This window comes from Nocardioides montaniterrae (assembly GCF_054782655.1).
Genome location: NZ_BAAGSB010000002.1, coordinates 241,186 through 264,157 on the forward strand (window position 1 = coordinate 241,186; position 22,972 = coordinate 264,157).

The window sequence follows — 22,972 nt, forward strand, 5'->3', positions numbered from 1 at the left end:
CAGGGCGTCGCGGCCCTCAGACGTCGGCGCGCCACTGGCGCACCTGCGCCATGAAGTCGGTGGGGTCCGGCACCATCGAGGCGTTGATGACGTAGGGCTCCATGCCCTTGCGGTCGAACTCGAGGCGCCAGTCGGCATCGCCCGGGCGACCGACCTCGCGCACGACGGTCGCAGGACTGCGTACGTCGAACCGGTTGGTGTTCTCGCCCTTCTTCACGTAGACGAGACCACGCACGACGCTGACCTCGATCGGCTCGACCTTGGTGCGCATGGCGGCGTACGCCAGACCGATGGTCACCGCGAGCATGAAGATGCCGAAGATGCTGAACAGGTTGTGGTTGAGCAGCGCGAGCAGCACGACCATGCCGGAGACGACGGCCGTCGCCCACAGCACTGCCGAGAGCACCCGCGGGTCGCTGCCGTCGCCGGTCAGGCCGCCGCCGTTGTAGTCGCCTCCCTCGAAGAGGGACAGCTGCGTCTCGTCGGTGGTCGGCGGTCGCGACTCGAGGGCAGCGATGCGCTCACGCGCCTGCTGGAGCTCGGCGGTCAGCCGTTGGACGTTCGCCTCGCTCTCGGCGTACTTGAGAGCGAGGTTGTCGTCGGCCTGAACGTGCTTGGCCGGGTCTGCTTCTACAGGTCCGGTCGCCACTGGCGGAGTGCCTCCATGAACTTCTTGGGGTCAACGAGCTTGGCGTCGATGGTCACCGGCGACATGCTCTTTCGCAAGACCATGATCTTCCATCCCCGTTCGCCGGCGTTACCCGCCTGGTCGATCTTGGTGTTGGGGCTGGTCAGGTCGAAGCGACTGCTCATGTCTCCGACGGAGACCTTGAGCAGTCCGTTCTCGTCGATGTCGACGGACTTCTGCGAGCTGTTGACCTTCAGGGCGTAGCCCAGGAGGACCGCTGCGATGCCCGACAGGATGGCCGCGAGGGGGATGTCGCTGCGGAGCGTGTGCAGGAACGCCATTCGCCCGACGACCGCCGCGCAGCCGAGCGCGATCAGGATCGCCACGGGCGCGAGGCTTCCGGAGCCGCGCTTGGCGTGGAACGTCTTGCCGGTGCCCGGCGCTGCGGCAGCCGGGGCCTCGATCGCGGCAGCGTGCTCCTCGGCCTCGTCGGCCTCGGGGTCGGCCTCGGGGTCGGCCTCGGGCTCGGCGGCGACGACCGGAAGTACGGCGGTCTCCGGCTCGGTCTCGGGCTCTACCTCGGGCTCGGTCGGGGTCGGGGCCAGGGAGAATGCCGGCTCGGGGTCGGCCGTGACGTCGTCGCCGGCCTCGGGGGCCTCGCGGGCCTCGGGGGCCTCGGGGGCCTCGGGCTCCTGCAGGTCGGGCTCGTCCGCGGTGGAGTCGTCGTCGGTGGCGTCTACGGCGACGTCGTCCGCAGCGGCCGGCTGGGCGATCTCGTCCGCGTCGTCCTCGACGATCGCACGGCTGCGCCAGCTGTCGAGCAGGCTGCTGGTCGGGGTGAGCGTCTCCTCGACCTCCGGCTCGTCCTCGTCGGGCTCGGTCGCTTCGGGCTCTGCGACGGCCTCGGTCTCGGCCTCGGCCTCGGGAGTGACGTCAGTGGTCTCCGCGACCGGCTCGGCGGCGTCGGTCTCGGCGACAGACTCGGCCTCGGGCGTGATGTCAGCAGTCTCCGCGACAGGCTCGGCGGAGGTCGGCTCGGCGATCGTGGGGGTCTCGCCGGTGGCTGCGCGAGCAGCGTTCCAGCGGTCGAAGAGATCGGCGCCCGCGGCCGGCTCAGCGGTGTCGGCGGACTCGGCGGGCTCAGCGGTGTCGGCGGACTCGGCGGGCTCGGCAGTGTCGGCGGACTCGGCGGGAACCTGGGCGGCGGGTTCGTCCTGCGTCGCGGTCTCGTCATCGGCGCTGTCGGACTCGTCGTCGTGGTGCGCGACGATGGCGGCGCCGGCCAGGCCGGCCGCGACAGCTGCTGCCGCGCCGGCCGACTGGCGGCTGGCCGCCAGGTTGCGCCACCTGTCGACGACCGATGCCCGCTCGTGGTCGGGCTGGGCCTCGGCAGCGGGCGTCTCGGCTTCTGCTGCGGGAGTCTCGGGCGCGGTCGGCTCCTCCGTGTGACGCGAAGCGCTCCAGCGGTCGAGCAGCTCGTTGGGCTCGGCGGTCTCGCTTGACGCAGCGTCGGCCTCGACCGGCGTCTCGGCCGGAGCGTCGACAGGCGCCTCGACGTCGCGCGCCGCGCTCCAGCGGTCGAGCAGGTCATGGGGCTCGGCTTCCACGGCCGGCGTCTGATCGGCGTCGGCGGAGCCGGACATCTCCTCGACCGCGTCCGTCGGGGGAACCGCTGCGGCGGCCTCGGCCTGGCGGCGGGCCTCTTCCTCGGCGGCGGCCTCGGCTTGGCGGCGGGCCTCTTCCTCGGCGGCGGCCTCGGCCTGGCGGCGGGCTTCCTCCTCGGCGGCGGCCTCGGCGGCGAGCCGGGTCTTCTCGTCGGCAGCCTTCGCGCGCTCCTCCTCCGCGAGGCGTGCCTGCTCAGCGGCTGCCTTGGCGCGCTCCTCAGCCTCGGCACGAGCCTCGGCCCGGGCGGCCTCGAGGGCACGCTCGCGCTCGTCGGCCCGTTCCTGGGCCTCGGCGGCTGCGGCGTCCTCGCGGGCCTTGGTGGCCGCTGCGTCGGCGGCCTCGCGAGCCTGGAGCTCCTGACGGGCTGCCTCGACCTCGGCGGCGAGGGCGGTGGCGCGGGCCTCCGCCTCCTCGCGGGCACGGGCGTGCTCGGCTGCGCGGCGCTCGGCGTCCTCGCGGGCGGCGGCGGCCTCGGCGGCCAGCTCCTCGGCGCGCTGCTCGGCGCTCTGTCGTGCATTGGTCTGTGCCTCGAGGTCGGCCATGCTGCGCTGGTGGGCGTCGACCAGCTCGGCCGACCGGGAGTCGGCGTCGCGGGTGGCGTTCTCGTGGGCGGTGGCCGCGCTCTCGGCGGCAGTACGGGCCTCGGCCGCCTCAGCGGCCAGCTGCTCGGCGCGCGCTTCCGCATGCAGACGGGCCTGCTCGTGGAGCTGGGTCACCTCGGCGGCCTCAGCACGGGCCTGCGCGGCCTCGGCGGCGAGCGCGTTCGCGCGTGCCTCGGCCTCGGCACGGGCCTGGGCGTGCTCGGCGGTGGTGGCATCGGCGGTGGCACGGGCTTCGGCTGCCTCGTGGGCGAGGGCGAGCGCCCGGTCGTCGGCGTCGGCGAGTGCCTGGGCGTGCAGCTCGATCGTGGCGCGGGCGTCCGCCTTGGCCTGGGCGGCCTCGGCGGCGAGCTGGTGGGCGCGCGCCTCGGCTGCGGTGCGGGCGGCGGCGTGCTCGGCGGTGATCCGGGCGGCGTCTGCCTTGGCACGCTCGACCTCGGCGGCGAGCTCCTCGGCACGCGCCTCGGCCGCGGCGCGCGCCTCGGCCTGGCTGTGGGCGACCTCGAGACCCCGCTGGTGGGCGACGACCAGCTCGGCGGCGCGGGCTTCGGCCTCGGCACGTGCCTGGGCCTGCGCGGCGGCAGCCTTCTCGGCCTCCGCGCGTCCGCGGGCAGCCTCGAGCAGCTGCTGCTGCACGGCGACGAGCTCGCTCTGCACGACGGACAGCGAGGCGCGGTGGTCCTCGGCCGCCTGCTGCAGCTGGGTGAGCGCGGTGGCGGCGCGCTGCTCGGCCTCGGTGCGGGCCATGTTCGCGCTGGTCGCGATCTCGGCGGCCTGGGCGAGCGCGGCGGTGGTGGCCTTGTTCTCCTCGGCGAGCGAGGCGGCGGTCTGGTGGGCGGCGGCAGCCGCGGCCTGTGCCTCACGGGCCAGGTCGAGCTGTTCGCGCGCGGCGACCTCGGCGAGGCGGCGGGCCTCGTGGGCCTGCTCGGCCGCGCGGGCCTGAGCGGCGGCGGACTCGTCGGCGGCAGCGCGTGCGGTGATGTGCTCCTCGGCCCGGGCGGCCGCTTCCTGGGCACGACCCTGCGCGGCCTCCGCGGTCTCCAGGGCGATGCGCGCGAGCTCGGCCTGCTGGCGGGCGGCGTCCTCGGCGGCACTGCGGGCGTCGTGGGCCTCCTGGGCGAGGCGGGCGTGCTCGGCGGCAGCGGCTTCGGCGGCGGCACGTTCGGCGGCGGCCTGGCGAGTGCGCTCGCCGTGCTCCTCGGCGCTGGCGGCGGCCTGCTCGGCCAGCATCAGCGCGCGCTCCTCGGCGGCGGTCGACGCCTCGTGCGCAGCGAGGGCGAGTGCTGCCTGCTGGCGGGCAGCTTCTTCAGCGAGGGTGCGGGCCGCGGCGATCTCGGCCGAGCTGCGCTCCGCGGCCTCGCGGGCCTCGAGCATGTGGCGGGCGAAGTCGGCGTGCTCGGCGGCCATCGCGGCGGCCTGCTCGGCGAGCGAGCGGGCGCGGTTCTCGGCGGCGGTGCGGCCTTCGTGGGCCCGGCTGGCGGCGGCGGCGTACTCCTGTGCCTGGGCCTCCGCCTGCTGGCGCGCCTGTGCGGCGGCGGCGGCGAGCTCGGCCTGCTCGCGGGCGTGCCGCTCTGCCTCCTCACGCTTGGCATGCGCGGCGGCGGCGAGCTCGGCCTGCTCGCGGGCGAGGCGGTCGGCCTCCTCGCGCTTGGCCGACTCGGCGTCGGCGAACTCGGCGCGCTCGCGTGCCGCGCTCTCGGCGGCCTCGCGGGCCTCGGCGGCCTCGCGGGCGAGCGTCTCGGCCTCGGCTCGGGCGTGATGGGCCTCGGCAGCGGCCTCGGACTGCTCGCGGGCCAGGCGGTCGGCCTCCTCGCGGGCCTGGCTGGCCTTGTGAGCGGCCTCGTCGGCGGCGATGCGCTCAGCGGCCTGCACGGCGGCCGCCATCTCCGCGTCGCGCCGCAACCGCGCAGCCTGCTCGGCAACGGCATGGGCGCGCGCGGCGTCGGCGCCGCTCAGCGGCTCGGCGACCTCGGCGGCAGCGGCGGCCAGGTCGGCCTCGGGCATGGGCGCGGCGACCTGCGGAGGCGCGGGCAGCGGCTGGGTGCCGGCCTCCTTGCGCCGGTTCCACATGCGGCGCTGGACGGCAGGCGGGTTCGGATCGGCGAAGCCGCCGCTGAAGGCCTGCGCGATGACGCGTCGGCTGTCCTCGTCGGTGTCCTCGTGCAGGCCGGGGCCGTCGTCATGGGCGTCGTCATGGGCGTCGACGGTGGGCTCGTCGATCGGCTCGTCGGCGACCGCAGGCAGGGGGTCGGTGAGCGGGTCGACGGCGGTGGGCTCCTCGGCAGCAGGGGCCTCGGCAGGCTCGACCACCGGTTCGTCGGCCGCGTGCTCGTCGGACGGGGTCTCGGCAGGCTCGACGACCGCTTCGTCGACCTGCGGCTCGTCCCAGACCAGGGGCAGCTCGGCGGTCTCGCCGGCGTCGGCGGCGGACCCGGCGGGCTTGACGGTCGCCCACCAGTCGTCGAGCGTGGCGTCCTGCGGTGCGCCGGTCGCCGTGGGAACGGCGTCCGCGGTCGCGTCCTGGTCGCCCTCCGGCTCGGTCGGGAGGTCGATCAGCTGGGTGGCCGGTACGTCGTCCGTCTCGGGCGCCTCGTCCTCAGCCGTGGCGGGCTCGTCGGCGGGCGCGGCGGGCGTCTCGTCGACGGGAGCATCCGGGGTGGTCGACGTGGCGGGCTCGGGCATGCCGCGAGCGCCATCGGGGATCACGAACGCCGACCAGTTGACGCTGGGATCGCCGTCCGGGACCTCGGTGTTGGTCGACGTGCGGCTGGGACCACGGTTGGCCACGAGCTGGGCGATGTCGTCACCGTCGTCGTCGCCATGGTCCAGCTGAGCGCCGTCGAGCGCGATCAGCGCCGCGGCATCGGCAGCGTCGAGCTCCTCGATCTCGGGGACCTCGTCCTTGTGCCGACGGAATCGGTCGACGATGCCGCGCTTGGGGCGCGAGCCTCCGAGACCGGACCCCTCAGGGGTCGGCTCGTCGTCAGTGACCGAACTCATAACGGCAGATGCTACCTAGGGGAAGAGGTGAAGTAGGCAGGTTGGCCGGATCGACCACCTCCCGGACCTTAGCCCGATCGGTGTTCCTCGTCAGGCCTCTCGGCGGTACTGGACGTGCGTGTCGGTGCGCAGATGGGTGAAGCCGAGCGAGGTGTAGAGCCGGACGGCGGGCACGTTGTCGGCCTCGACGTACAGGATCACCTCGCGAACGCCGCGCTCGGCGAGGTGGTGCAGACCGGCCACCGTGAGCAGCCGGCCGAGGCCGCGACCCTGCGCCGACGGCGAGACACCGACGACGTACACCTCGCCGTGGTCGGCGTCGTGACGCTTGGTCCAGTGGAACCCGAGCAGGGTGCCGTCCGGGTCCTCCGCGAGCAGCAGGTCGACCGGGTCGAACCACGGCTCCGCCATGCGTACGGCGAGCCCGAGTCGGTCCAGCGCCCCCTGTTCCGGGTGGTGCGCGAACGCGGCCGCGTTGACCTCCAGCAGCCCGGCGACGTCCTGCTCGCCCTCGAAGTGGCGGATCCGGACGTTGCTGCGCTCCTGGGGGAGCACGCCGGCAGCGCGCCGCATCACCCACAGCTCACGCACCGCGGCGAACCCGAGCGCGGGCGCGAGGCGGCGGGCGGCCGGGTGGTCGCCGTGCGACCAGGCGCCGAGCGCGCCTGCCTGCCGACAGGCAGCCTGGGCGAGCCGGCCGCCGAGACCCGTGCCGCGGGCGTCGGGGGCGACGACGAGGTCGAGCGTCCCAGACGAGCGCAGCGCGAAGCCGTCGCCGAGGGCCCAGGACTCGCCGAGCCCCTCATGCCGCAGGCGGAGGTCGGCCGCCTCGTCGAGCGGGTCGGGCTCGCCGGCGTCGCGGCAGCGTCGGCGTACGTCCTCGATGGCCGCGACCGCGGCCTCTCCGCTCAACCACTCCACGGGTGAACGTTAACCAGGACAATCGGTGATCCGTTTACATGCGACACCGTGAAGGGGTAAACACGCCCCATGAAGATGAGCCACGTGGTGGGGGCGGCGACGGCGGCGCTCGGAGTCGTCGCTGTGAAGGACCTGACGCAGAAGAAGCACGCGCTCCAGCGCAACTTCCCGGTTCTCGGTCACGCCCGCTACTGGCTGGAGACGATTGGACCCGAGCTGCGGCAGTACATCGTCACCTCCAACGAGGAGGAGCGACCGTTCAGCCGCGACCAGCGCACGTGGATCTACGCCTCCTCCAAGGAGGAGAACAACTACTTCGGCTTCGGCACCGACATGGACGTCGAGCACACGCAGGGCCACGCCTACATCAAGCAGCGCACGTTCGCGCACTCCCTGCCCGACGACCACGACGCCAACTGGACGCTCCCGAGCGCCAAGGTGCTCGGTGGTCCGCGCAAGCGGGCCAAGGCGTTCCGTCCCGAGTCGGTCGTCAACGTCTCCGCGATGAGCTTCGGCTCGATGTCCTCGGCCGCCATCACCGCCCTCAACAAGGGCGCGGCGGCTGCCGGCTGCCTGCACAACACCGGCGAGGGTGCGATCTCGCCGTACCACCGCAGCGGCGGCGACCTGATCATGCAGATCGGTACGGCGTACTTCGGCTGCCGTGACGAGAAGGGTGCCTTCTCCATCGACAAGCTGAAGGAGTCGATCGACAGCGCCCCGGTCCGCGCTCTGGAGATCAAGCTCAGCCAGGGCGCCAAGCCCGGTCTGGGCGGCCTGCTGCCCGCCGCCAAGATCACCGAGGAGATCGCCGCGATCCGCGGTATCCCGATGGGCAAGGACTGCGCGTCGCCCTCACGCCACAGCGCGTTCCACGACGTCGACTCGATGCTCGACTTCGTCGAGATGCTGGCCAGCGAGACGGGCCTGCCGGTCGGCATCAAGTCGGCGGTCGGCGAGGACGGCTTCTGGCTCGACCTCGCCCGGCACATGGCCACCGATGAGCGCGGCGTCGACTTCATCACCATCGACGGCGGCGAGGGCGGCACCGGCGCCGCCCCCCTGATCTTCGCCGACTCCGTCTCGCTGCCGTGGCGGATGGGTTTCTCGCGTGCGTACGGCGCGTTCGCGGAGCTCGGTCTCACCGACGAGGTCACCTTCATCGGCTCCGGCAAGCTCGGCCTGCCCGACAACGCGATCGTGGCGTTCGCGCTGGGCGTCGACATGGTCAACGTCGCCCGCGAGGCGATGCTCTCCATCGGCTGCATCCAGTCCCAGAAGTGCCACACCGACCACTGCCCGACCGGCGTCGCCACCCAGAACCCGTGGCTCGTCCGCGGCCTCGACCCGACGTTGAAGGCCGAGCGCTGCGCGGTCTACCTGCGCACCCTGCGCAAGGAGCTCACCCGCGTCTCCGCGGCCGTCGGCGTGGCCCACCCGGCACTGATCACCACCGGCGACGTCGACATCTTCCAGGGCGACTACGACGCTCGCTCGCTCGGGAGCGTCTACGGCTACAAGGACGGCTGGGGTGAGCTGGGTGACCGCCTCCGCGCCGAGCTGATCGACCTGATGCACACCAGCGAGTCGTTCAACGAGGCCGATCCCGCCTGAGCGTCACCCTGCAGGGAGGTCGTGACCCAGAGGGCCGGGGTCCTGGGCGGGCACCCTCGGCGACCCATCACGGACTATGGGCCAGTTGGCCCATAGTCCGTCGAATGTCGTACGGGTCCGGGACCTGGTCGAGAGGTAGGGACTATGGGCCAACTGGCCCATAGTCCGTAGCGGTCGCCGAGGGTGCCCGACGACGGACCCCGCCCCTCTGGATCACGACCGAGCGGCGTCGGGCGAGGCTCAGGCGTCTTGGTGGTCGAGGTCCTCGGAGGCGGCCTTGTCCTTGCTCGGCAGCACGAAGCGGTAGCCGACGTTGCGGACGGTGCCGATGAGGATCTCGTTCTCGGGGCCGAGCTTGGCGCGGAGGCGACGTACGTGGACGTCGACGGTGCGGGTGCCGCCGAAGTAGTCGTAGCCCCAGACCTCCTGCAGCAGCTGCTGGCGGCTGAAGACGCGACCGGGGTGCTGGGCGAGGTACTTGAGGAGCTCGAACTCCTTGAAGGTCAGGTCGAGCACGCGTCCGCCGACCTTGGCGGTGTACGTCGCGTCGTCGACCACGACCTCGCCCGACCGGATCAGGTGGGAGTCGGGGTCGGAGGCGTTGCGCTCGGCGGCCAGCTTGCCGATGGCCAGACGGATGCGTGCCTCGAGCTCGGCGGGACCGCAGGTGTGCAGCACGACGTCGTCCATGCCCCAGTCGTGGGCGACGACGGACAGGCCGCCCTCGGTGACGATGAGGAGGACCGGGGCGTCGCTGCCGGTCGTGCGGATCAGGCGGCACAGGTCGCGCGCGCCGGCGAGGTCCTGCCGGCCGTCGACCAGCAGGAGGTCGGCGTCGGGCGCCTCGAGGAGGGCCGCGCCCTCCGCGGGGAGGATCTTGACGTGATGGGGCAGCAGGGCGAGCCCGGGCAGCACCTCGGCGGAGGGCTGCAGCGCGCTGGTCAACAGCAGCAGACTGCTCATGAGCGCTCCTCCCTGATCCGATGGACCACGTGAGGGGCAAGATTAACGGAACACCGACTTCGCGGGAAAGGACATCGGGCTTGACTGAGACGGAGGTCATTCGGGTCCGCTACTGGGCAGGGGCGCGCGCAGCGGCCGGTGTGGCGGAGGAATCGGTGCAGGTCAACGGTCCGATGACGCTCGCGGAGCTCCGCTCCGAGGTCGTACGCCGGCACGCCGACACCGGTCGGCTGGCGGCCGTCCTCGCCGTGTGCTCGGTCCTTCTGGGGGAGGTCCCGGTCGGTTCCGCGGACCCCGGGCAGGTCGTCGTGGGGCCGGGGGAGACGGTCGAGTTCCTCCCGCCGTTCGCCGGAGGGTGACGCAGGGGCCCTCGCGGGCCCCGCTGGCCTCAGGAAGCGACCGGGTCGGCGTCCGCGGCGCCGGCGAAGCTCGCCGGCGGCTGCGGGACGTGCAGGTGGTGCGGCTGGTGGCGGTCGGCGAGGGACATCGCCTGCTCGAAGCTCATCGGCCGCTTGAGCCGGAGCACGATCATCACGGTGTAGAGCAGGATCATGAAGTCGGTCGTGACGCGGTAGCGCTGACCGGCCATCCGGTCGTACGCCTCTTCGAGCATGAGGCGCTGGGTGTCGGTGAGGTCCTCGCGGCCGACGAGCTGCGGCAGGCCGGTGAGGCCGGCGCGCTCGTGGGTCCAGCGCTGGTCCAGGTCGGGGTGCTGCTCGAGCAGGCACTCGCGCACCTTGTCGGTGAGCGGGCGGGGACCGACGATGGTCATCTCGCCGCTGAGGACGTGGAAGAGCTGCGGCAGCTCGGTGAAGCCGACGCGCTCGAGCACCCGGCCGATGCCGGTGTAGAGCGGCGAGGACGACGGGGTGTTGAGGAAGCGGCCGGCCTCGATCGGCTCGGTGATCCGGTCGGCGTCACGGATCATCACGCGGAACTTCAGCATGACGATCGCGTCCTTGGCGCTGACCCAACGACGCGAACGGTAGAAGACCGGGCGACCCGAGAGCAGCAGGACGGCGATGCTGGTGAGGACGACGACGGGTATCCAGGCAAGAGCGGCCAACGACACGACCACCACGTCAAAGAGGCGCTTCTTCACGTACGTGTACCTCCCACTCGGTCAGACCCCGGTGCCGACCTGCGCGAACCCCAGTGCGACCCCCCGCGTCCTTCCTCAACGAGAGACCCATGCCCGGGTAACGGTCTCTGGTCAAGAAATTCCACACTTCCAGGGACCAAGTTAGGGCGACGGGTGTTTCCTGTCACGTCATCGACCGAATTCGCTCGAGGGCGTCAACGGTGCGCGGCCGCAGTCAGCAGCTGCTCGAAGCGATCGGCGCATCGGGGCAGGGCGAACTCCTCCTCGGCCAGGCTGCGCGAGGACTGGCCGATCTGCCGGCGACGCTCGTCGTCGGCGAGCACGCCGGCGACCCAGACGGCCGCCGCCTCGAGATCGTGCTCCTCGGGCTCGACCACCCGTCCGTCGGCGCGGGCGATCAGGTCGGCGGCGAGGTTCTCCGCGGGGAGCATGCCCAGCACGGGTCGCCCGGAGCAGAGGTAGGAGAGCGTCTTGGAGGGCACCGAGAACGCGCCGGCCTCCTTGTCCAGCAGCACGAGCAGGACGTCGCCGGCGCCGAGCACCTCGGGCAGGCGCTCGTAGGGCTGGAACGGCAGGAGCGTGACCGGTACGCCGAGCTGGTCGGCCTCGTCGCGGATGACGTCGATCGCCGGGCCGCTGTTCACCACGACCAGCCGCACGTCCTGGCCGCGATCCAGGACCCGCCGGGTCAGGCGCACCAGGAGCCGCGGGTTGTGCTTGAGGCCGAGGGTGCCGGAGTACAGCAGGGTCGGCGTCGCGTCGAGGTCGTTCTCGGTGGCCCAGTCGTTCTTGCGCTCGACCGGGAAGATCTCGTCGAGCGGCGCCCAGTTGGGGATCACGGTCGTCTTGTCCGCCGTACCCCACTTCTCGTGGACCGGGACGAACGACGGGGCGATCACGACGATCGCCTTCGCCCGCCGCGAGCAGAAGCGCTCGGCGACCTCGAAGGCGGCAGCCACCACGGCGAAGCGCTTGGGCAGCTTGGTGCCGGTCAGCGAGCGCACGGCGACGGCGTACACGTCCTGGTGCCACAGCACCCACGGCCGGCGCAGCACGATCATCGCCAGCGAGAAGATCACCAGGGTCGGGATCTGCACGTTGGACAGCATGGTGATGTCGGGGTCGACGCGGCGGACGTGCGCGACGAGCTCGAACCCGCGCTTGACCTCGCGCACCAGGCGCTCGCGCATGCGCATGTTGTCGATCGGAGCCTCGCCGCCGATGCCCTCGAAGGTGATGGTCTCGCCGGGCTCGGCGGCGAGCTTGCCCTTGCCGGAGACATACCCGGCGACGTAGGAGTGCGTGACGATGTGGCCGCGCCGGGCGAGCTCACGGCTGAGCTCGGCCTGGAACGGATGGCCGGAGTGGTCGTGGACCAGGATCCGCAAGGTGGGAGCTCCCTCGCTGGAAGGTGGGATGGTCAGCCGTGCGTGCGCTTGACCTGGTTGTAGACCCACTCGTAGGTCTTCTCCATGCCCTCGAGCAGGGTGATCGACGGCTCCCAGCCGTAGATCTCCTTGATCATGGTGTTGTCGGAGTTGCGGCCGCGGACTCCCTGAGGAGCGTCGAGCTGGTAGTTGCGCTTGCACTTGATGCCGGCGAAGCCCTCGACCATCGAGTAGAGGTCGTTGATCGAGATCAGCTCGGACGAGCCGAGGTTGACCGGCACGGAGCTGTCGCCCTTGAGGAACATCTGCGAGCCCTTGACGCAGTCGTCGACGTACATGAAGGAACGGGTCTGCTCGCCGTCGCCCCAGATGTCGATCTCGTGGTTGCCGGAGATGACCGCCTCGGCGATCTTGCGGCAGGTCGCGGCGGGGGCCTTCTCGCGGCCGCCGTTCCACGTGCCCTCCGGGCCGTAGACGTTGTGGTAGCGGGCGACGCGGGTCTGCAGGCCGAAGTCCTCGAGGAAGTGGCGGGCCATCCGCTCGGAGAAGAGCTTCTCCCAGCCGTAGCCGTCCTCGGGGTCGGCCGGGTAGGCGTCGGACTCCTTGAGCGCGGTGACGTTCGGGTCCGTCTGCTTGGAGCCGTTGTAGACGCACGCGGAGGAGGAGTAGAAGTAGCGCTCCACGCCGGCGTTGCGCGCGGCCTCGAGCATGTGCGTGCTCGTGTTGACCGTGAGCATGCACAGGGCCTTGTTGTTCTCGATGAAGCCCATGCCGCCCATGTCGGCGGCCAGCATGTAGACCTCGCGAGCGCCGTCGGTCTGCTCGAACGCGTTCTCCCGCAGGGAGAGATCGGCGACGACGTTCTCGGCACCCTCGTGGACCTGGTACCACTCGCTCTGCGGCTTGACGTCCACCGAGCGGACCGTCAGGCCCTGCTGCAGGAGGTCGGCGACCAAGTGGCCACCGATGAAACCGCCGCCGCCGGCGACAAGGACGTCGACTGGACCCGTGCTCATGAACAACTCCCGGAGTTGGTGTAGATGCCGCCCCCCAGCGAAATCGGCGACGGCTGGACCCTACGACGTGTGTCGTCCACCACAGTGAGCCGTCCACGTACGCCGATGCCAGCCGAGCACCGCGGCACACCATAACGGGTGGGCTGGACCAGTGGGCCGCAGGCGCCGAGGAGCGGTCGGCCGCGCCTTCGTAGACTCCGGGCGTGGCTTCCCGACCGACGGCTCTCATCACCGGGGCCGGTGGTCAGGACGGCATCTACCTCGCCCGCAGGTTGCTCTCCGACGGTCGGCGTGTCGTCGGCACGGTCTCGCCCCACGGCGACGGGACGGCTCGTACGTCGATCTACGCGCCCGGTCTCGAGACGGTCGTGCTCGACGTACGCGACACGGCGGCGCTGGCCGCGCTGGTCGCCGCTGTCGCCCCCGGCGAGATCTACAACCTCGCGGGCATGACGTCGGTGGGGCGCAGCTGGGAGGAGCCGGAGCTCACCTTCGCCTGCAACACCGCGCCGGTGGCGGCGCTGCTCGACGCGTGTGTCGCGCTCCCCGGGCCGGCGCCCCGGCTGTTCCAGGCCTCCTCCGCCGAGGCCCGGGTGGGGGAGAGCCCGTACGCCCGCTCCAAGGCCGAGGCCGCCGCACTCGTCGAGAAGACGCGTGCCGAGCGCGGCCTGCACGCCGTCGTGGCCACCCTGTTCAACCACGAGAGCCCGTTGCGCGACCAGCGCTTCGTGACCCGCAAGATCACCGCGGGGGCAGCCGCGATCGCGCTGGGCCGGGCCGAGACGCTCGAGCTGGGCAACCTGGATGTCACGCGGGACTGGGGCTTCGCCGGCGACTACGTCGAGGCGATGCGGCTGATGCTCGCCGCCGACGAGCCGGTCGACGTCGAGATCGGCACGGGCGTGGGACACACGCTGCGCGAGCTGGTCGAGACGGCGTTCGCCGCGGCGGGGGTCGACGACGTGTGGTCGCGGGTGGTCACCGACGAGGCACTGCTCCGGCCGGCGGACACCGGGGTGACGGTCGCCGACCCGCGGGCCGCGGCGGCGCTGGGCTGGAGCGCGACCGTCGGCTTCGAGGAGCTCGTCGCCCGGATGGTCGAGGTCGACCTGGCGCGGCTGCGCACCGGCATGGTCGAGGACCCGGCCTACGTCTGAGGGGCCAGGCCCCGGCGTACGACCTCGGCGGTACGCCGCCAGGTGAAGTCCTCCGCGAACGCGCGGCCGGCCGCGCGCTGCTCGTCGGTGCTGGCGATGGCGCGCCGGTAGGCAGCGGCGAGCGCGTCGGGTGTCATCGCGTCCGCGACGGCGGCGTGACCGCCGGTGACCTCCTGCAACGCCTCGTCGGACGAGACGACCGTCGGGATGCCCAGCCGCAGCGCCTCGGCCGCGGGCAGCCCGAAGCCCTCGAAGTCCGACGGGAAGATCACCAGGCCGGCGTCGACGAAGCAACGCTGGAACTGGTCGTCGTCCAGCCACGGCATCAGCGTGATCCGGTCGGACATGCCGAGGCGCTCGACCTCGGCCGCCGCGGCGGCCCGGTCTGCCGAGCCCATGCCGACCAGCCGCAGCTGCCACGCGGTGTCGGTCTCGCAGAAGCGCGCCCAGCCGGCGACGACGGCGTCGGCGTTCTTGTTGGCGAAGTGCCCGAACGCCAGGGCGTACGGCGCAGCCGCCGGATCGGGTGCCGGCGTCGGCCAGGCCTCGGCGTGGTCGGAGCCGAGCACGGCGGCGCTCGCGCGAGCGGCCCAGCGCGGGTGCAGCGTGGCCAGGTCGGACAGGGTCCGCTCGGAGATCGTGAAGATCGCCTGCGAGCGCTCCATGCTCCATGCCCAGGACAGGTTGCGGGCGATGCGGGTCGCCCGGGAGAACTGGTGCGGGCGCAGCTCGTGGCGCAGGTCGTAGAGGATCAGCCCGCGCCGTGCGCGGGTGCCGAGCAGGCCGGAGGCGGGCACTCCCTCGAGGACGGCGTCGGCCCGCAGGCGGCGGGCCGCCCGGCGTACGGCCCCTGAGCGGAGCCAGGCCTTGCCGGCCGCGCCGCGGAGCCGGGTCTCGAGCCGGACCACGGCAGCGCCGGGGGGCGGCGTGAACGCCGGCCCCTCGGGACCGGTCAGGATCGTGATGCGGTCGTCGTGGGGGAGCTGCGTCCACCCGTTGAGAAGGTGCTCGACCACGATTCCGGCGCTTCCGGACTGGACGGCGACGGCGTCGACAACGAGATGCACGGCGCCGACGTTAGCGTCCGGATCGGTGGTCTACTCTTCCGGCGTGACCAAGCGCGCGCTCATCACCGGTGTCACCGGCCAGGACGGCTCCTACCTCGCCGAGCTGCTGCTCAGCAAGGGGTACGAGGTGCACGGCCTGGTACGCCGGGCCTCGACCCTGAACCGCTCGCGCATCGACCACATCAAGGACGAGAACCTCAAGCTCCACTACGGCGACCTGACCGACGGCGTCAGCCTGGTCAACCTGGTCCGCGACCTGGAGCCGCACGAGGTCTACAACCTCGGCGCGCAGAGCCACGTGAAGGTCTCTTTCGAGGTGCCCGAGTACACCGCCGACACCGACGCGACCGGCACGCTGCGGCTGCTCGAGGCGATCCGTGCGGCCAAGCTGGACACCCGCTTCTACCAGGCCTCCACCTCGGAGATGTTCGGCGCGACGCCGCCTCCGCAGAAGGAGGACACGGTCTTCTACCCGCGTTCGCCGTACGGCGCCGCGAAGCTCTACTCGCACTGGGTCACGGTCAACTACCGTGAGGCCTACGACATGTTCGCGGTCTCCGGCATCCTGTTCAACCACGAGTCGCCCCGCCGTGGTGAGTCCTTCGTGACCCGCAAGATCACCCTCGGCGTCGCCGCGATCAAGCTGGGCGTCACCGACCACCTCACGCTCGGCAACCTCGAGGCGATCCGTGACTGGGGCTACGCCAAGGAGTACGTCGAGGGCATGTGGCGGATGCTGCAGGCCGACGAGCCGTCCGACTACGTGCTCGCGACCGGCGTCGGCACGACCGTGCGCGAGTTCTGCGGGTACGCCTTCTCCCACGCGGGCCTCGACTGGGAGGACCACGTCAGGTACGACAAGCACTTCGAGCGCCCGACCGAGGTCGACGCGCTGATCGGTGACTACTCCAAGGCCCACGACGTCCTCGGCTGGAAGCCGCAGACCGAGGCGAAGGGTCTCGCCGCACTCATGGTCGACGCCGACCTCGAGCAGATGAGCCGACTGCTCGGCCGGTGACCTCCCTCGAGACCCGCCTGGTCACCGCCGCGATGTTCGTCGTGGCGGCGGTCTTCGGCGCTGCCGTCACGCTCGGGCCGCTGGTCGGCGTGGCGATCGCGGTCCTCGCGCTCGGCCTGTGCGGGGTGACGGTCCTCGGACCCCGCAGGGCGGGCACGGTCGCGCTGGCCGGCGCCTTCATGACCGCGCCGATGTACCGCGGCCTCGGCGGGGTCGGCCCGATCACGCCGACCGACGGACTCCTGCTGGTGGGCCTGGCCCTGCTCCTGCCCGTCGTCTTCCGTCGACGCCTGGAGATCCAGGGCGGGTTCGTGATGGCGGTGATGGCCCTCTCGATCATCGGCCTGATCTGCTCGGCGGCGAACGCCAGCCCGATCGCGGCGGTCGTCTATCTCTTCCAGTGGTTGCTGGTCGCGGTGCTCTTCCCGGTCTTCCTGGTGATGTGGTCGCCCGATCGCACGATCATCGACCGCCTGCTCGGCTGCTACGTCGTCGGCCAGCTGGCCAGCATCGCCAAGGGCCTGGTCTCGGGGCCGAACCTCTTCACCGGCCGCTACCAGGGGTTCTCGCACCACCCCAACGACTTCGGTCTGGCCGGCGCTGCCGCGGTCGCGATCCTGCTCTACCTCTTCCCGCGCTGCGAGACGCTCAAGAGCAAGGTCGTCGTCCTCGGCCTGATCGCGATCAACCTGTACTCGGTCGTGATCATGAGCGGCAGCCGCGGCGCCACCCTCGCGGTCGCGATCGTGATCGCGCTCATCCCGATCGCCGAGCGGTCGGGCGTGTGGGCGCTGCTGATGACCTTCGCCGGGGCCGCCGTGCTGGCCCTGATGCCGTTCGTCCTGCACGCCGGTGGCTCCGGCAGCTCGCTGTCCCGCCTGGCCGGTGACAAGACGTCGCAGGGCTCGGACAGCGAGCGGACCGCGGCGCTCTCCGACGGCTGGCACAAGTTCGTGCACTCGCCGTTCCTCGGACACGGCCTGGACCCGCTGGTCGGGATCTACCACAACGTCTTCATGGAGGCGGCGATCGCGTTCGGCGTCTTCGGCCTCGCCGCGTACCTCGCGTACTGCTACTTCTTCGCGCGTCCGCTGTTCACCACGCACCCGCTGCGCCGGCTGGCGTACCTGACCTGGCTGTTCCTGGTCATCGGCGTGACCTTCCCGGGCCTCAACGACCGCACCATCGCGATCCCGATGGCGATGGGCATGCTGGCGACCGTGCCGTGGCGCGGTGAGCGCGCGCTGTCGCAGGCACCCGAGGTCGTGGCGGCCCGATGACCGCGGTCGTCCTGATCGGGTTCAACCGGCCCGCGCACACCGCACGCACCCTCGACGCGATCCGGGCGGTGCGTCCCGAGCAGCTGTTCCTGCTCGCCGACGGTCCGCGAGCCGACCGGCCCGACGACGTACGCCTGTGTGCCGAGACGCGCGCCGCGATGGATGCGGTCGACTGGCCGTGCGACGTACGCCGCCGCTACAGCGACGCCAACCTCGGCTGCGAGGGCAACGTCGAGACCGGCCTGGACTGGGTCTTCGGCCAGACCGACGCCGCGATCATCCTCGAGGACGACTGCGTCGCCGACCCGACCTTCTTCGCGTACGCCGCCGAGCTGCTCGAGCGCTACCGCGACGACCCGCGCGTCTGGCAGGTCGCGGGCAACGGGCACGGCGTGCCGTCGGCGTACTTCGGCGGCGACAGCTACCGCTTCTCGGCCTGGGCGAGTGTCTGGGGCTGGGCGACGTGGGCGGACCGCTGGCAGCGGCACCGTACGGCGTTCCCGCGCGACCACCGCGGCCCCGGTGGTGACGCTCCCCTCCGAGCGATCCCTGCCGCGCCGCGGCCCGAGCTGCTGGTCACCCGCGCCGGCCGTGCGCACTTCGCCGAGGCGGCCACCTCCGCGGACATCGTGCGCCACGGCTGGGACAAGCAGTGGTGGCTGACGATGATGACCGAGGGCGGCCTCGCGGCCACGCCCGCCGTGAACATGGTGCAGAACGTCGGCTTCGGCGCCGGGGCGACCCACGGGGTCTTCGAGCGGGAGACCGAGGCCGCGCTGCCGATGCCGATGCCGCTGCGCCACCCGGCCGCCGTCGCGCTCGACGTGGAGGTCGAGCGTGACCTCGAGCTGCTGCTCAGCCGCGTCGGCGGTCGCAGCGTCGAGCTGGCCCGCCGGATGGTGACCAACCCGCGCCTGCGCGCCGTCGGCCGCAAGGTCCTGCACAGCAAGGCGATGGCCAGCACCACGCGCATCGCCTCCCGCCTCACCGACCGAGGAGCCACCCGTGACTGACGTCCCGGTCGTCCTGATCGCCTTCAACCGCCCGCGTGTCACCGCCCGCGTGATCGAGGCGTTCCGCGACGTGAAGCCGAGCCGGGTCTTCGTGATCGCCGACGGCCCGCGTCCCGGCAATGCCGAGGATGCCGAGCGCTGCGCCGAGGTCCGCGCGATCATCGACAGCATCGACTGGGAGTGCCAGGTCGAGCGCCGGTTCGCCGCCTCCAACATCGGCCTCGAGGCCAACGTCGAGCTCGGCCTGGACTGGGTGTTCTCCCAGGTCGACCGCGCCATCGTCTTCGAGGACGACTGCATCCCGGACCCGACGTTCTTCCGGTTCTGCGACGAGCTGCTCGAGAGGTACGCCGACGACGACCGCGTCTGGATGATCGCCGGCGACAAGAAGCTGGTGCCGTTCGAGGCCTTCAAGGGCCAGAGCTACGCGTTCTCCACGTGGACCAGCGTGTGGGGCTGGGCGACCTGGGCCGACCGGTGGAAGGCGCACCGCGCCGTCTTCCCGCGCCGGCACGAGGGCGCCGAGGGGCGTGCCGGGCAGGACCCGCGCACCGCGGACGCCGTACGCACCGTGCCGGCGCCCCCGCATCCCGACGCGCTGGTCACCGAGGCCGGCCGCCGCCACTTCCTGAAGGTCTCCCAGACCGTCAACGGCGACCACTACGGCTGGGACCACCACCTGTGGGTCACCATCATCAGCCGGGCCGGGCTGAGCGTGACCCCGTCGCTCTACCTCGTCGAGAACGACGGCTTCGGCCCCGACGCCACTCACACCCGCGCCAACCGCACTCCGCGTCCCGCCCAGCAGATGGCCTTCCCGATGGTGCACCCGCCCGAGGTCGCCCTGGACCGCGACGTGGAGCGCGAGCTGGAGCTGATCCTGCTGCGCATCGACGGCGGCATCTCCCGCATCGCCAAGCAGATCGTGCGGCCGCTGTGGCTGCGGAAGATCGTGCGGCGGATCATCACCCAGAAGTACATCTGGAAGGTCGTCAGTCGGCTCGTCGCCCGCTGAGCGGTTGTCGGTGTGGTGGGGCTCCGGTTTCAAATTCGGGACCCAAATTCAAAACTCACTCACATGTGAGTGAGCGCGGCGCCGCGGCAGCGGCGCTTCGCGCCGCTCACTCACATGTGAGTGAGTTTTGAATTTGGGTCCCGAATTTGAAACCGGAGCCCCACCACACCATTCCGGAAGTCAGCGGGCCCGGAGGCGCTGCTTGGTGTGGTGGATCGTGTCGCGGACGAACCGGGCGCGGCGGTTGAGGTCGGCCGAGAGGAGCAGCCTGGTGCGCGGGTCCAGGGGAGCGCGGTGCCACAGGTGCCAGTTGCGGCCGTTGCTGGTCAGCTGGAAGCCGAGCGACTCACCGATCGCGCGTAGTGACGGGACGGTCTGCAGCGAGATGTGCTGGCCGACCTCGGGCCAGTAGTACCACCACTCGTCGAGCTTCGGAGCCGGCTCCGGGAGCAGCTCGGTGGTGAACAGGAAGTAGTCGGTGCGCGCCGCGATCTCGGCGAGCTCCTGCCGGGGTGCCGCGAGGTGCTCGAGCACCTCGAAGGCGGTCACGAGGCCGAGCGGCCCCTCGCCCTCGTCGCGGTAGTCGCGGGCGAAGACGGGCTCGGCGTACGCGTCGTGGTGCCAGAAGTCGTGGCCCTTGTCGCGCATGACCTGCGCGAGGACGCCGTAGCCGCCGGCCCAGTCGAGCATCCGGCCGGACAGCTTCTCGAAGCGGATGACGGCCGAGGCGACCTGGCTGTAGCGGCGGGCGCGACGCAGCAGTCCGGCGTCGGCGTCGTGGATGGGGGAGGTGTACGCCTCCTCGAGCCACGGGGTGTCGAGCGCGGCGACCATGCCGCACGCGGTGCAGCGGTGGTACGTCGCGTCGTACTTGCCGAGGACGGTGATGGAGTCGAAGACCTGCATGGCGCCGTCACACGCGGGACAGGTGCCGGACGGCTCCACTTCTGCGCGCATTCCTGGGCTCACTCCTGGGCTCCCGAGATCGGCCGGTCGAGCATGCGCACGACCTTGGCCGGGTTGCCCGAGACGACCGCGAGAGGAGGTACGTCGCGGGTGACCACCGAGTTCGCACCGACGACGCAGCCGTCGCCGAGGTGGCAGTCCTGGAGCACCATGGCGTGGGCGCCGATGAACACGTCGTCGCCGATGTACGTCGGGCGCGACGGGTCGAGCGGGTCCGTCAGTCGCATGGCGCCGATCTGGGTGCCGGTGTTGACGCGCAGGTTGCGGCCGGCCTTGACGTCGGCGCCGATGGTGACGCCCGTGCCGTGGGCCATCACGAAGCCGGGGCCGATCTCGGCCTTCGGGTGCACGTCGGCGCCGGCCCAGACGATGCCGAAGGCCTTGAGGACGAACGCGAACGGCCAGAACGGCGTGCCGCGCAGCGACGAGCCGATCCGGTAGGCCACCAGCGCATGGACGGCGGGCGCCAGGGTCGCCTTGCCGAGCAGGTAGACGAGGTACTTCACGCCCGTGCGGCGGCCGCCGTCGACGGAGTTGCGCAGGTCCTCGGACAGGACGTCGAGCATCTGTTCAGGCCTTCCGGGCGCGCACGTCGAGGACGATGCGGGGAGCGAGCGGGCCGGTGATCGCGAGGTCCATCGCCTTGGACGCCGGACCGACCGCCCACTTCGGCGTACGCAGGGAGGAGAGGTAGGCCTCCGAGGACAGCGAGTAGCGCGCCTGGGGCTGCACGTCGATGTCGGTGAAGCCGTGGCGCTCGAGGAGCGCGGTGATGCTCTTCTTCGTGTGCAGGAAGCGGTGGTGCACGGCCAGGCGGCGGTCGGACAGGCGGCTCCACCGGCCACGGCTGGCCGTCTTGGCGCCGATGAACGCGGCGTCGGCCAGGGTGCGGTGCGGGGTCTGCGCGAACAGGATCCCGCCGGGCTTGAGGATCGAGGCGGCGCCGGCCACCATGCCGGGGCCGTCGGAGGTGTGCGCGAGCACGCACCACATCGTCACCGCGTCGACCGGCTCACGGTCGAGGGTGGAGAGGTCGCCGAGGTCGAGGTCGACGTCGTACCGCTTCTTCGCGGTGAGGACGGCGCCCTCGAGGATGTCGTTGCCGCCGACCCGGAAGCCGAAGTCGTCACGGGCGACCGCGAGGAACTCGCCATCGCCGGCACCGAGGTCGTAGACCATCGGTGCGTGGTCGTCGGTGAACTCGTCGGCGAGCTCGCCCTTGAGCCACTCCAGCTGCTTGCGCCACTCGCCGGTGCCGACCGTCTCGCGCTTGTTGTCGACCCACACGTCGACGTAGTCCTCACGGACCTCGTCGACGGAGTACGACGTCTGCTGGTGCGGCGGGTTCGTCAGCCACGCGGCGCCGCAGTCGCGGCACCGGGCCACGATCTGGAAGCGCGTCCGGGACTTCGGACCCACGACGGTGCGTCGCGATTCACAAGCCGGACAGGGGAGGTTTGCCGTGACCTGAGCCATGCCGCGGATGTTATCCGTCCGGAAGAACGGGCTGGGTAGCATCCCATTGCCTGGGGGGATCTCGGGTGGTGAAGGGCTTGTCGTGTCAGAGATCGTGATGAGGGCGCGCGCCCGCGCGCGCCGTGCACGGGACCGTTGGATCGACCAGACGCTGCAGAAGCTGGAGCAGGCGCGGGTCGCGATCGAGGCCGACGAGGCCGACGTCCTCGTCCTCGCCGAGAGCTCCTGCCTCGCGTGGGCGTACGCCGACACGGACACCACCCTGGTGCCCGACCTGATCGCCGAGCAGTCCGGGCAGCGCGTCGTCCCGATCGCCGGCGCGGGGTACGACGCCCGCATGTTCGACGCCCTGATCGGGTCGCTGTCCGGGATGGCGAAGCGACCGAAGGCCGTCGTGGTCGCGATCAACGTCCGCACCAACACCTCGACCGGCGTCATCGCGCACCCGGTCCACGGCCACCCGCGGTCCCTGCAGGCGCTCGCCGCGCTGGGGCCGATCTCGGGCCCGGTGAAGGCGTTCGGCTACGGCGGTACCGTCCAGGGCAAGAAGGAGATCGAGGAGTTCCGCACCGTCCCGATCACCACCCGCTGGGGCGGCACGTCGACGACGGGCGAGCACCTCGCCCGGCTCGAGGGCCAGGGCCCGCCGCCGTGGCCGATCGAGCTCGAGCGGGGCCGCTTCGACTACTTCCACGGCGAGGTCGTCGGTGACGACCACCCGGCCCTGGAGTCGCTGGCATCCCTCGGCGAGAGCCTGGTGGCGTACGGCGTACCCGTCGTCGGCTACTGGGCCCTCCCGCCCGTCGAGCATGGCGAGTCCCTGTTCCCGGGGGAGTTCGCGCAGCACGTGGCGGCCAACCTCGACAAGGTCGAGCGGGCCCTGGATCTCGAGGGCCACGGGTTCGACGCGCTGGTGCGGCCGGTGCTCGCCGAGGACGAGTTCCAGGACGCCCGCAACGGCACCGAGCACTACGCGTACGCCGGCCGGGTGAAGGTCGCGGCGACCGTCTCGGAGAATTTGCAGAACATCCTGTCCTGATTTCGCCCCGCAGACCTCCGTGCGGCCACTAGCATCCGGCTACCC

General features: G+C 71.7%; 19 protein-coding genes. 8 read left to right on the plus strand and 11 right to left on the minus strand.

Annotated elements, in window-relative coordinates:
• Positions 1-16: 16 nt before the first annotated feature.
• The 3 genes from ACYVJ3_RS04595 to mshD form a co-directional block, all read right to left on the minus strand.
• Positions 17-649 carry a hypothetical protein gene (locus tag ACYVJ3_RS04595; protein WP_460851332.1) on the minus strand — a complete coding sequence of 211 codons (633 nt, stop codon included), beginning with the start codon at positions 647-649 and terminating at the stop codon, positions 17-19.
• On the minus strand, positions 631-5,892 hold the full coding sequence (locus ACYVJ3_RS04600; RefSeq protein WP_460851333.1) for a hypothetical protein: 5,262 nt from the start codon (positions 5,890-5,892) through the stop codon (positions 631-633). The genes ACYVJ3_RS04595 and ACYVJ3_RS04600 overlap by 19 nt, the downstream gene beginning before the upstream one ends.
• 90 nt (positions 5,893-5,982) lie before the next feature.
• Positions 5,983-6,813, minus strand: coding sequence for a mycothiol synthase (gene mshD / locus ACYVJ3_RS04605; RefSeq protein WP_460851334.1), 831 nt, complete (start codon positions 6,811-6,813; stop codon positions 5,983-5,985).
• Between the two features lie 69 nt (positions 6,814-6,882).
• Between mshD and ACYVJ3_RS04610 the strand changes: the two genes are divergently transcribed.
• Positions 6,883-8,427, plus strand: a complete 1,545-nt coding sequence (locus tag ACYVJ3_RS04610; RefSeq protein ID WP_460851335.1) for an FMN-binding glutamate synthase family protein — start codon at positions 6,883-6,885, stop codon at positions 8,425-8,427.
• A 240-nt stretch (positions 8,428-8,667) separates the two neighbouring features.
• On the opposite strand, the gene ACYVJ3_RS04615 is transcribed toward ACYVJ3_RS04610, so the two are convergent.
• A complete protein-coding gene (locus tag ACYVJ3_RS04615; RefSeq protein ID WP_460851336.1) occupies positions 8,668-9,390 on the minus strand; it encodes a response regulator transcription factor in 723 nt (240 codons plus the stop codon).
• A gap of 80 nt (positions 9,391-9,470) precedes the next feature.
• Between ACYVJ3_RS04615 and ACYVJ3_RS04620 the strand changes: the two genes are divergently transcribed.
• Positions 9,471-9,749, plus strand: coding sequence for a MoaD/ThiS family protein (locus tag ACYVJ3_RS04620; protein ID WP_460851337.1), 279 nt, complete (start codon positions 9,471-9,473; stop codon positions 9,747-9,749).
• Between the two features lie 29 nt (positions 9,750-9,778).
• Here the strand turns inward: ACYVJ3_RS04620 and ACYVJ3_RS04625 are convergent, their stop codons facing one another.
• The 3 genes from ACYVJ3_RS04625 to ACYVJ3_RS04635 form a co-directional block, all read right to left on the minus strand.
• The gene (locus ACYVJ3_RS04625) at positions 9,779-10,492 is read right to left on the minus strand and encodes a sugar transferase (RefSeq protein WP_460851338.1); all 714 of its coding nucleotides are present in this window, start codon (positions 10,490-10,492) and stop codon (positions 9,779-9,781) included.
• Between the two features lie 194 nt (positions 10,493-10,686).
• Entirely contained in the window at positions 10,687-11,880 is a 1,194-nt protein-coding gene (locus ACYVJ3_RS04630; protein ID WP_460851339.1) for a glycosyltransferase family 4 protein, read from the minus strand.
• Positions 11,881-11,912: 32 nt separating this feature from the next.
• Complete coding sequence (locus ACYVJ3_RS04635; RefSeq protein ID WP_460851340.1) at positions 11,913-12,896, minus strand: NAD-dependent epimerase/dehydratase family protein; 984 nt, start codon at positions 12,894-12,896, stop codon at positions 11,913-11,915.
• Positions 12,897-13,099: 203 nt separating this feature from the next.
• Between ACYVJ3_RS04635 and ACYVJ3_RS04640 the strand changes: the two genes are divergently transcribed.
• The gene (locus ACYVJ3_RS04640) at positions 13,100-14,053 is read left to right on the plus strand and encodes a GDP-mannose 4,6-dehydratase (RefSeq protein WP_460851341.1); all 954 of its coding nucleotides are present in this window, start codon (positions 13,100-13,102) and stop codon (positions 14,051-14,053) included.
• Here the strand turns inward: ACYVJ3_RS04640 and ACYVJ3_RS04645 are convergent.
• Positions 14,044-15,120: a glycosyltransferase gene (locus ACYVJ3_RS04645; protein ID WP_460851342.1), complete on the minus strand. Its 1,077-nt coding sequence runs from the start codon at positions 15,118-15,120 to the stop codon at positions 14,044-14,046. The two genes, ACYVJ3_RS04640 and ACYVJ3_RS04645, sit on opposite strands and share 10 nt — an antisense overlap.
• A 43-nt stretch (positions 15,121-15,163) precedes the next feature.
• Here ACYVJ3_RS04645 and gmd point away from each other — a divergent pair, with 43 nt between their 5' ends.
• From gmd to ACYVJ3_RS04665, 4 genes are read left to right on the plus strand one after another with little or no spacing between them, the layout of a single operon-like run.
• The gene (gmd, locus tag ACYVJ3_RS04650; protein ID WP_460851343.1) at positions 15,164-16,138 is read left to right on the plus strand and encodes a GDP-mannose 4,6-dehydratase; all 975 of its coding nucleotides are present in this window, start codon (positions 15,164-15,166) and stop codon (positions 16,136-16,138) included.
• Entirely contained in the window at positions 16,135-17,418 is a 1,284-nt protein-coding gene (locus ACYVJ3_RS04655) for an O-antigen ligase family protein (RefSeq protein WP_460851344.1), read from the plus strand. Before gmd ends, ACYVJ3_RS04655 begins: the two co-directional genes overlap by 4 nt.
• Positions 17,415-18,431: a glycosyltransferase family 2 protein gene (locus ACYVJ3_RS04660; protein WP_460851345.1), complete on the plus strand. Its 1,017-nt coding sequence runs from the start codon at positions 17,415-17,417 to the stop codon at positions 18,429-18,431. Before ACYVJ3_RS04655 ends, ACYVJ3_RS04660 begins: the two co-directional genes overlap by 4 nt.
• Positions 18,424-19,446: a hypothetical protein gene (locus ACYVJ3_RS04665; RefSeq protein WP_460851346.1), complete on the plus strand. Its 1,023-nt coding sequence runs from the start codon at positions 18,424-18,426 to the stop codon at positions 19,444-19,446. The genes ACYVJ3_RS04660 and ACYVJ3_RS04665 overlap by 8 nt, the downstream gene beginning before the upstream one ends.
• A 180-nt stretch (positions 19,447-19,626) precedes the next feature.
• Here ACYVJ3_RS04665 and ACYVJ3_RS04670 read toward each other — a convergent pair whose 3' ends face one another.
• Genes ACYVJ3_RS04670 through ACYVJ3_RS04680 form a run of 3 tightly spaced genes read right to left on the minus strand, consistent with a single transcriptional unit; the run spans position 19,627 to position 21,831 of the window.
• Entirely contained in the window at positions 19,627-20,403 is a 777-nt protein-coding gene (locus ACYVJ3_RS04670) for a class I SAM-dependent methyltransferase (RefSeq protein ID WP_460851347.1), read from the minus strand.
• An 8-nt stretch (positions 20,404-20,411) separates the two neighbouring features.
• Positions 20,412-20,978 carry a serine O-acetyltransferase gene (locus ACYVJ3_RS04675; protein WP_460851348.1) on the minus strand — a complete coding sequence of 189 codons (567 nt, stop codon included), beginning with the start codon at positions 20,976-20,978 and terminating at the stop codon, positions 20,412-20,414.
• Positions 20,979-20,982: 4 nt separating this feature from the next.
• Positions 20,983-21,831: a class I SAM-dependent methyltransferase gene (locus ACYVJ3_RS04680; protein WP_460851349.1), complete on the minus strand. Its 849-nt coding sequence runs from the start codon at positions 21,829-21,831 to the stop codon at positions 20,983-20,985.
• A 139-nt stretch (positions 21,832-21,970) separates the two neighbouring features.
• On the opposite strand from ACYVJ3_RS04680, the gene ACYVJ3_RS04685 reads away from it, so the two are divergent.
• Positions 21,971-22,927: a hypothetical protein gene (locus tag ACYVJ3_RS04685; protein WP_460851350.1), complete on the plus strand. Its 957-nt coding sequence runs from the start codon at positions 21,971-21,973 to the stop codon at positions 22,925-22,927.
• The last annotated feature ends 45 nt before the right edge of the window (positions 22,928-22,972 follow it).

Coding starts and splice junctions, on each gene's coding strand:
- ACYVJ3_RS04600 (WP_460851333.1), bottom strand. CDS start 5,892: ATGAGTTCGGTCACTGACGACGAGCCGACCCCTGAGGGGTCCGGTCTC.
- ACYVJ3_RS04660 (WP_460851345.1), top strand. CDS start 17,415: ATGACCGCGGTCGTCCTGATCGGGTTCAACCGGCCCGCGCACACCGCA.
- ACYVJ3_RS04670 (WP_460851347.1), bottom strand. CDS start 20,403: ATGCGCGCAGAAGTGGAGCCGTCCGGCACCTGTCCCGCGTGTGACGGC.
- ACYVJ3_RS04615 (WP_460851336.1), bottom strand. CDS start 9,390: ATGAGCAGTCTGCTGCTGTTGACCAGCGCGCTGCAGCCCTCCGCCGAG.
- ACYVJ3_RS04675 (WP_460851348.1), bottom strand. CDS start 20,978: ATGCTCGACGTCCTGTCCGAGGACCTGCGCAACTCCGTCGACGGCGGC.
- ACYVJ3_RS04610 (WP_460851335.1), top strand. CDS start 6,883: ATGAAGATGAGCCACGTGGTGGGGGCGGCGACGGCGGCGCTCGGAGTC.
- ACYVJ3_RS04635 (WP_460851340.1), bottom strand. CDS start 12,896: ATGAGCACGGGTCCAGTCGACGTCCTTGTCGCCGGCGGCGGCGGTTTC.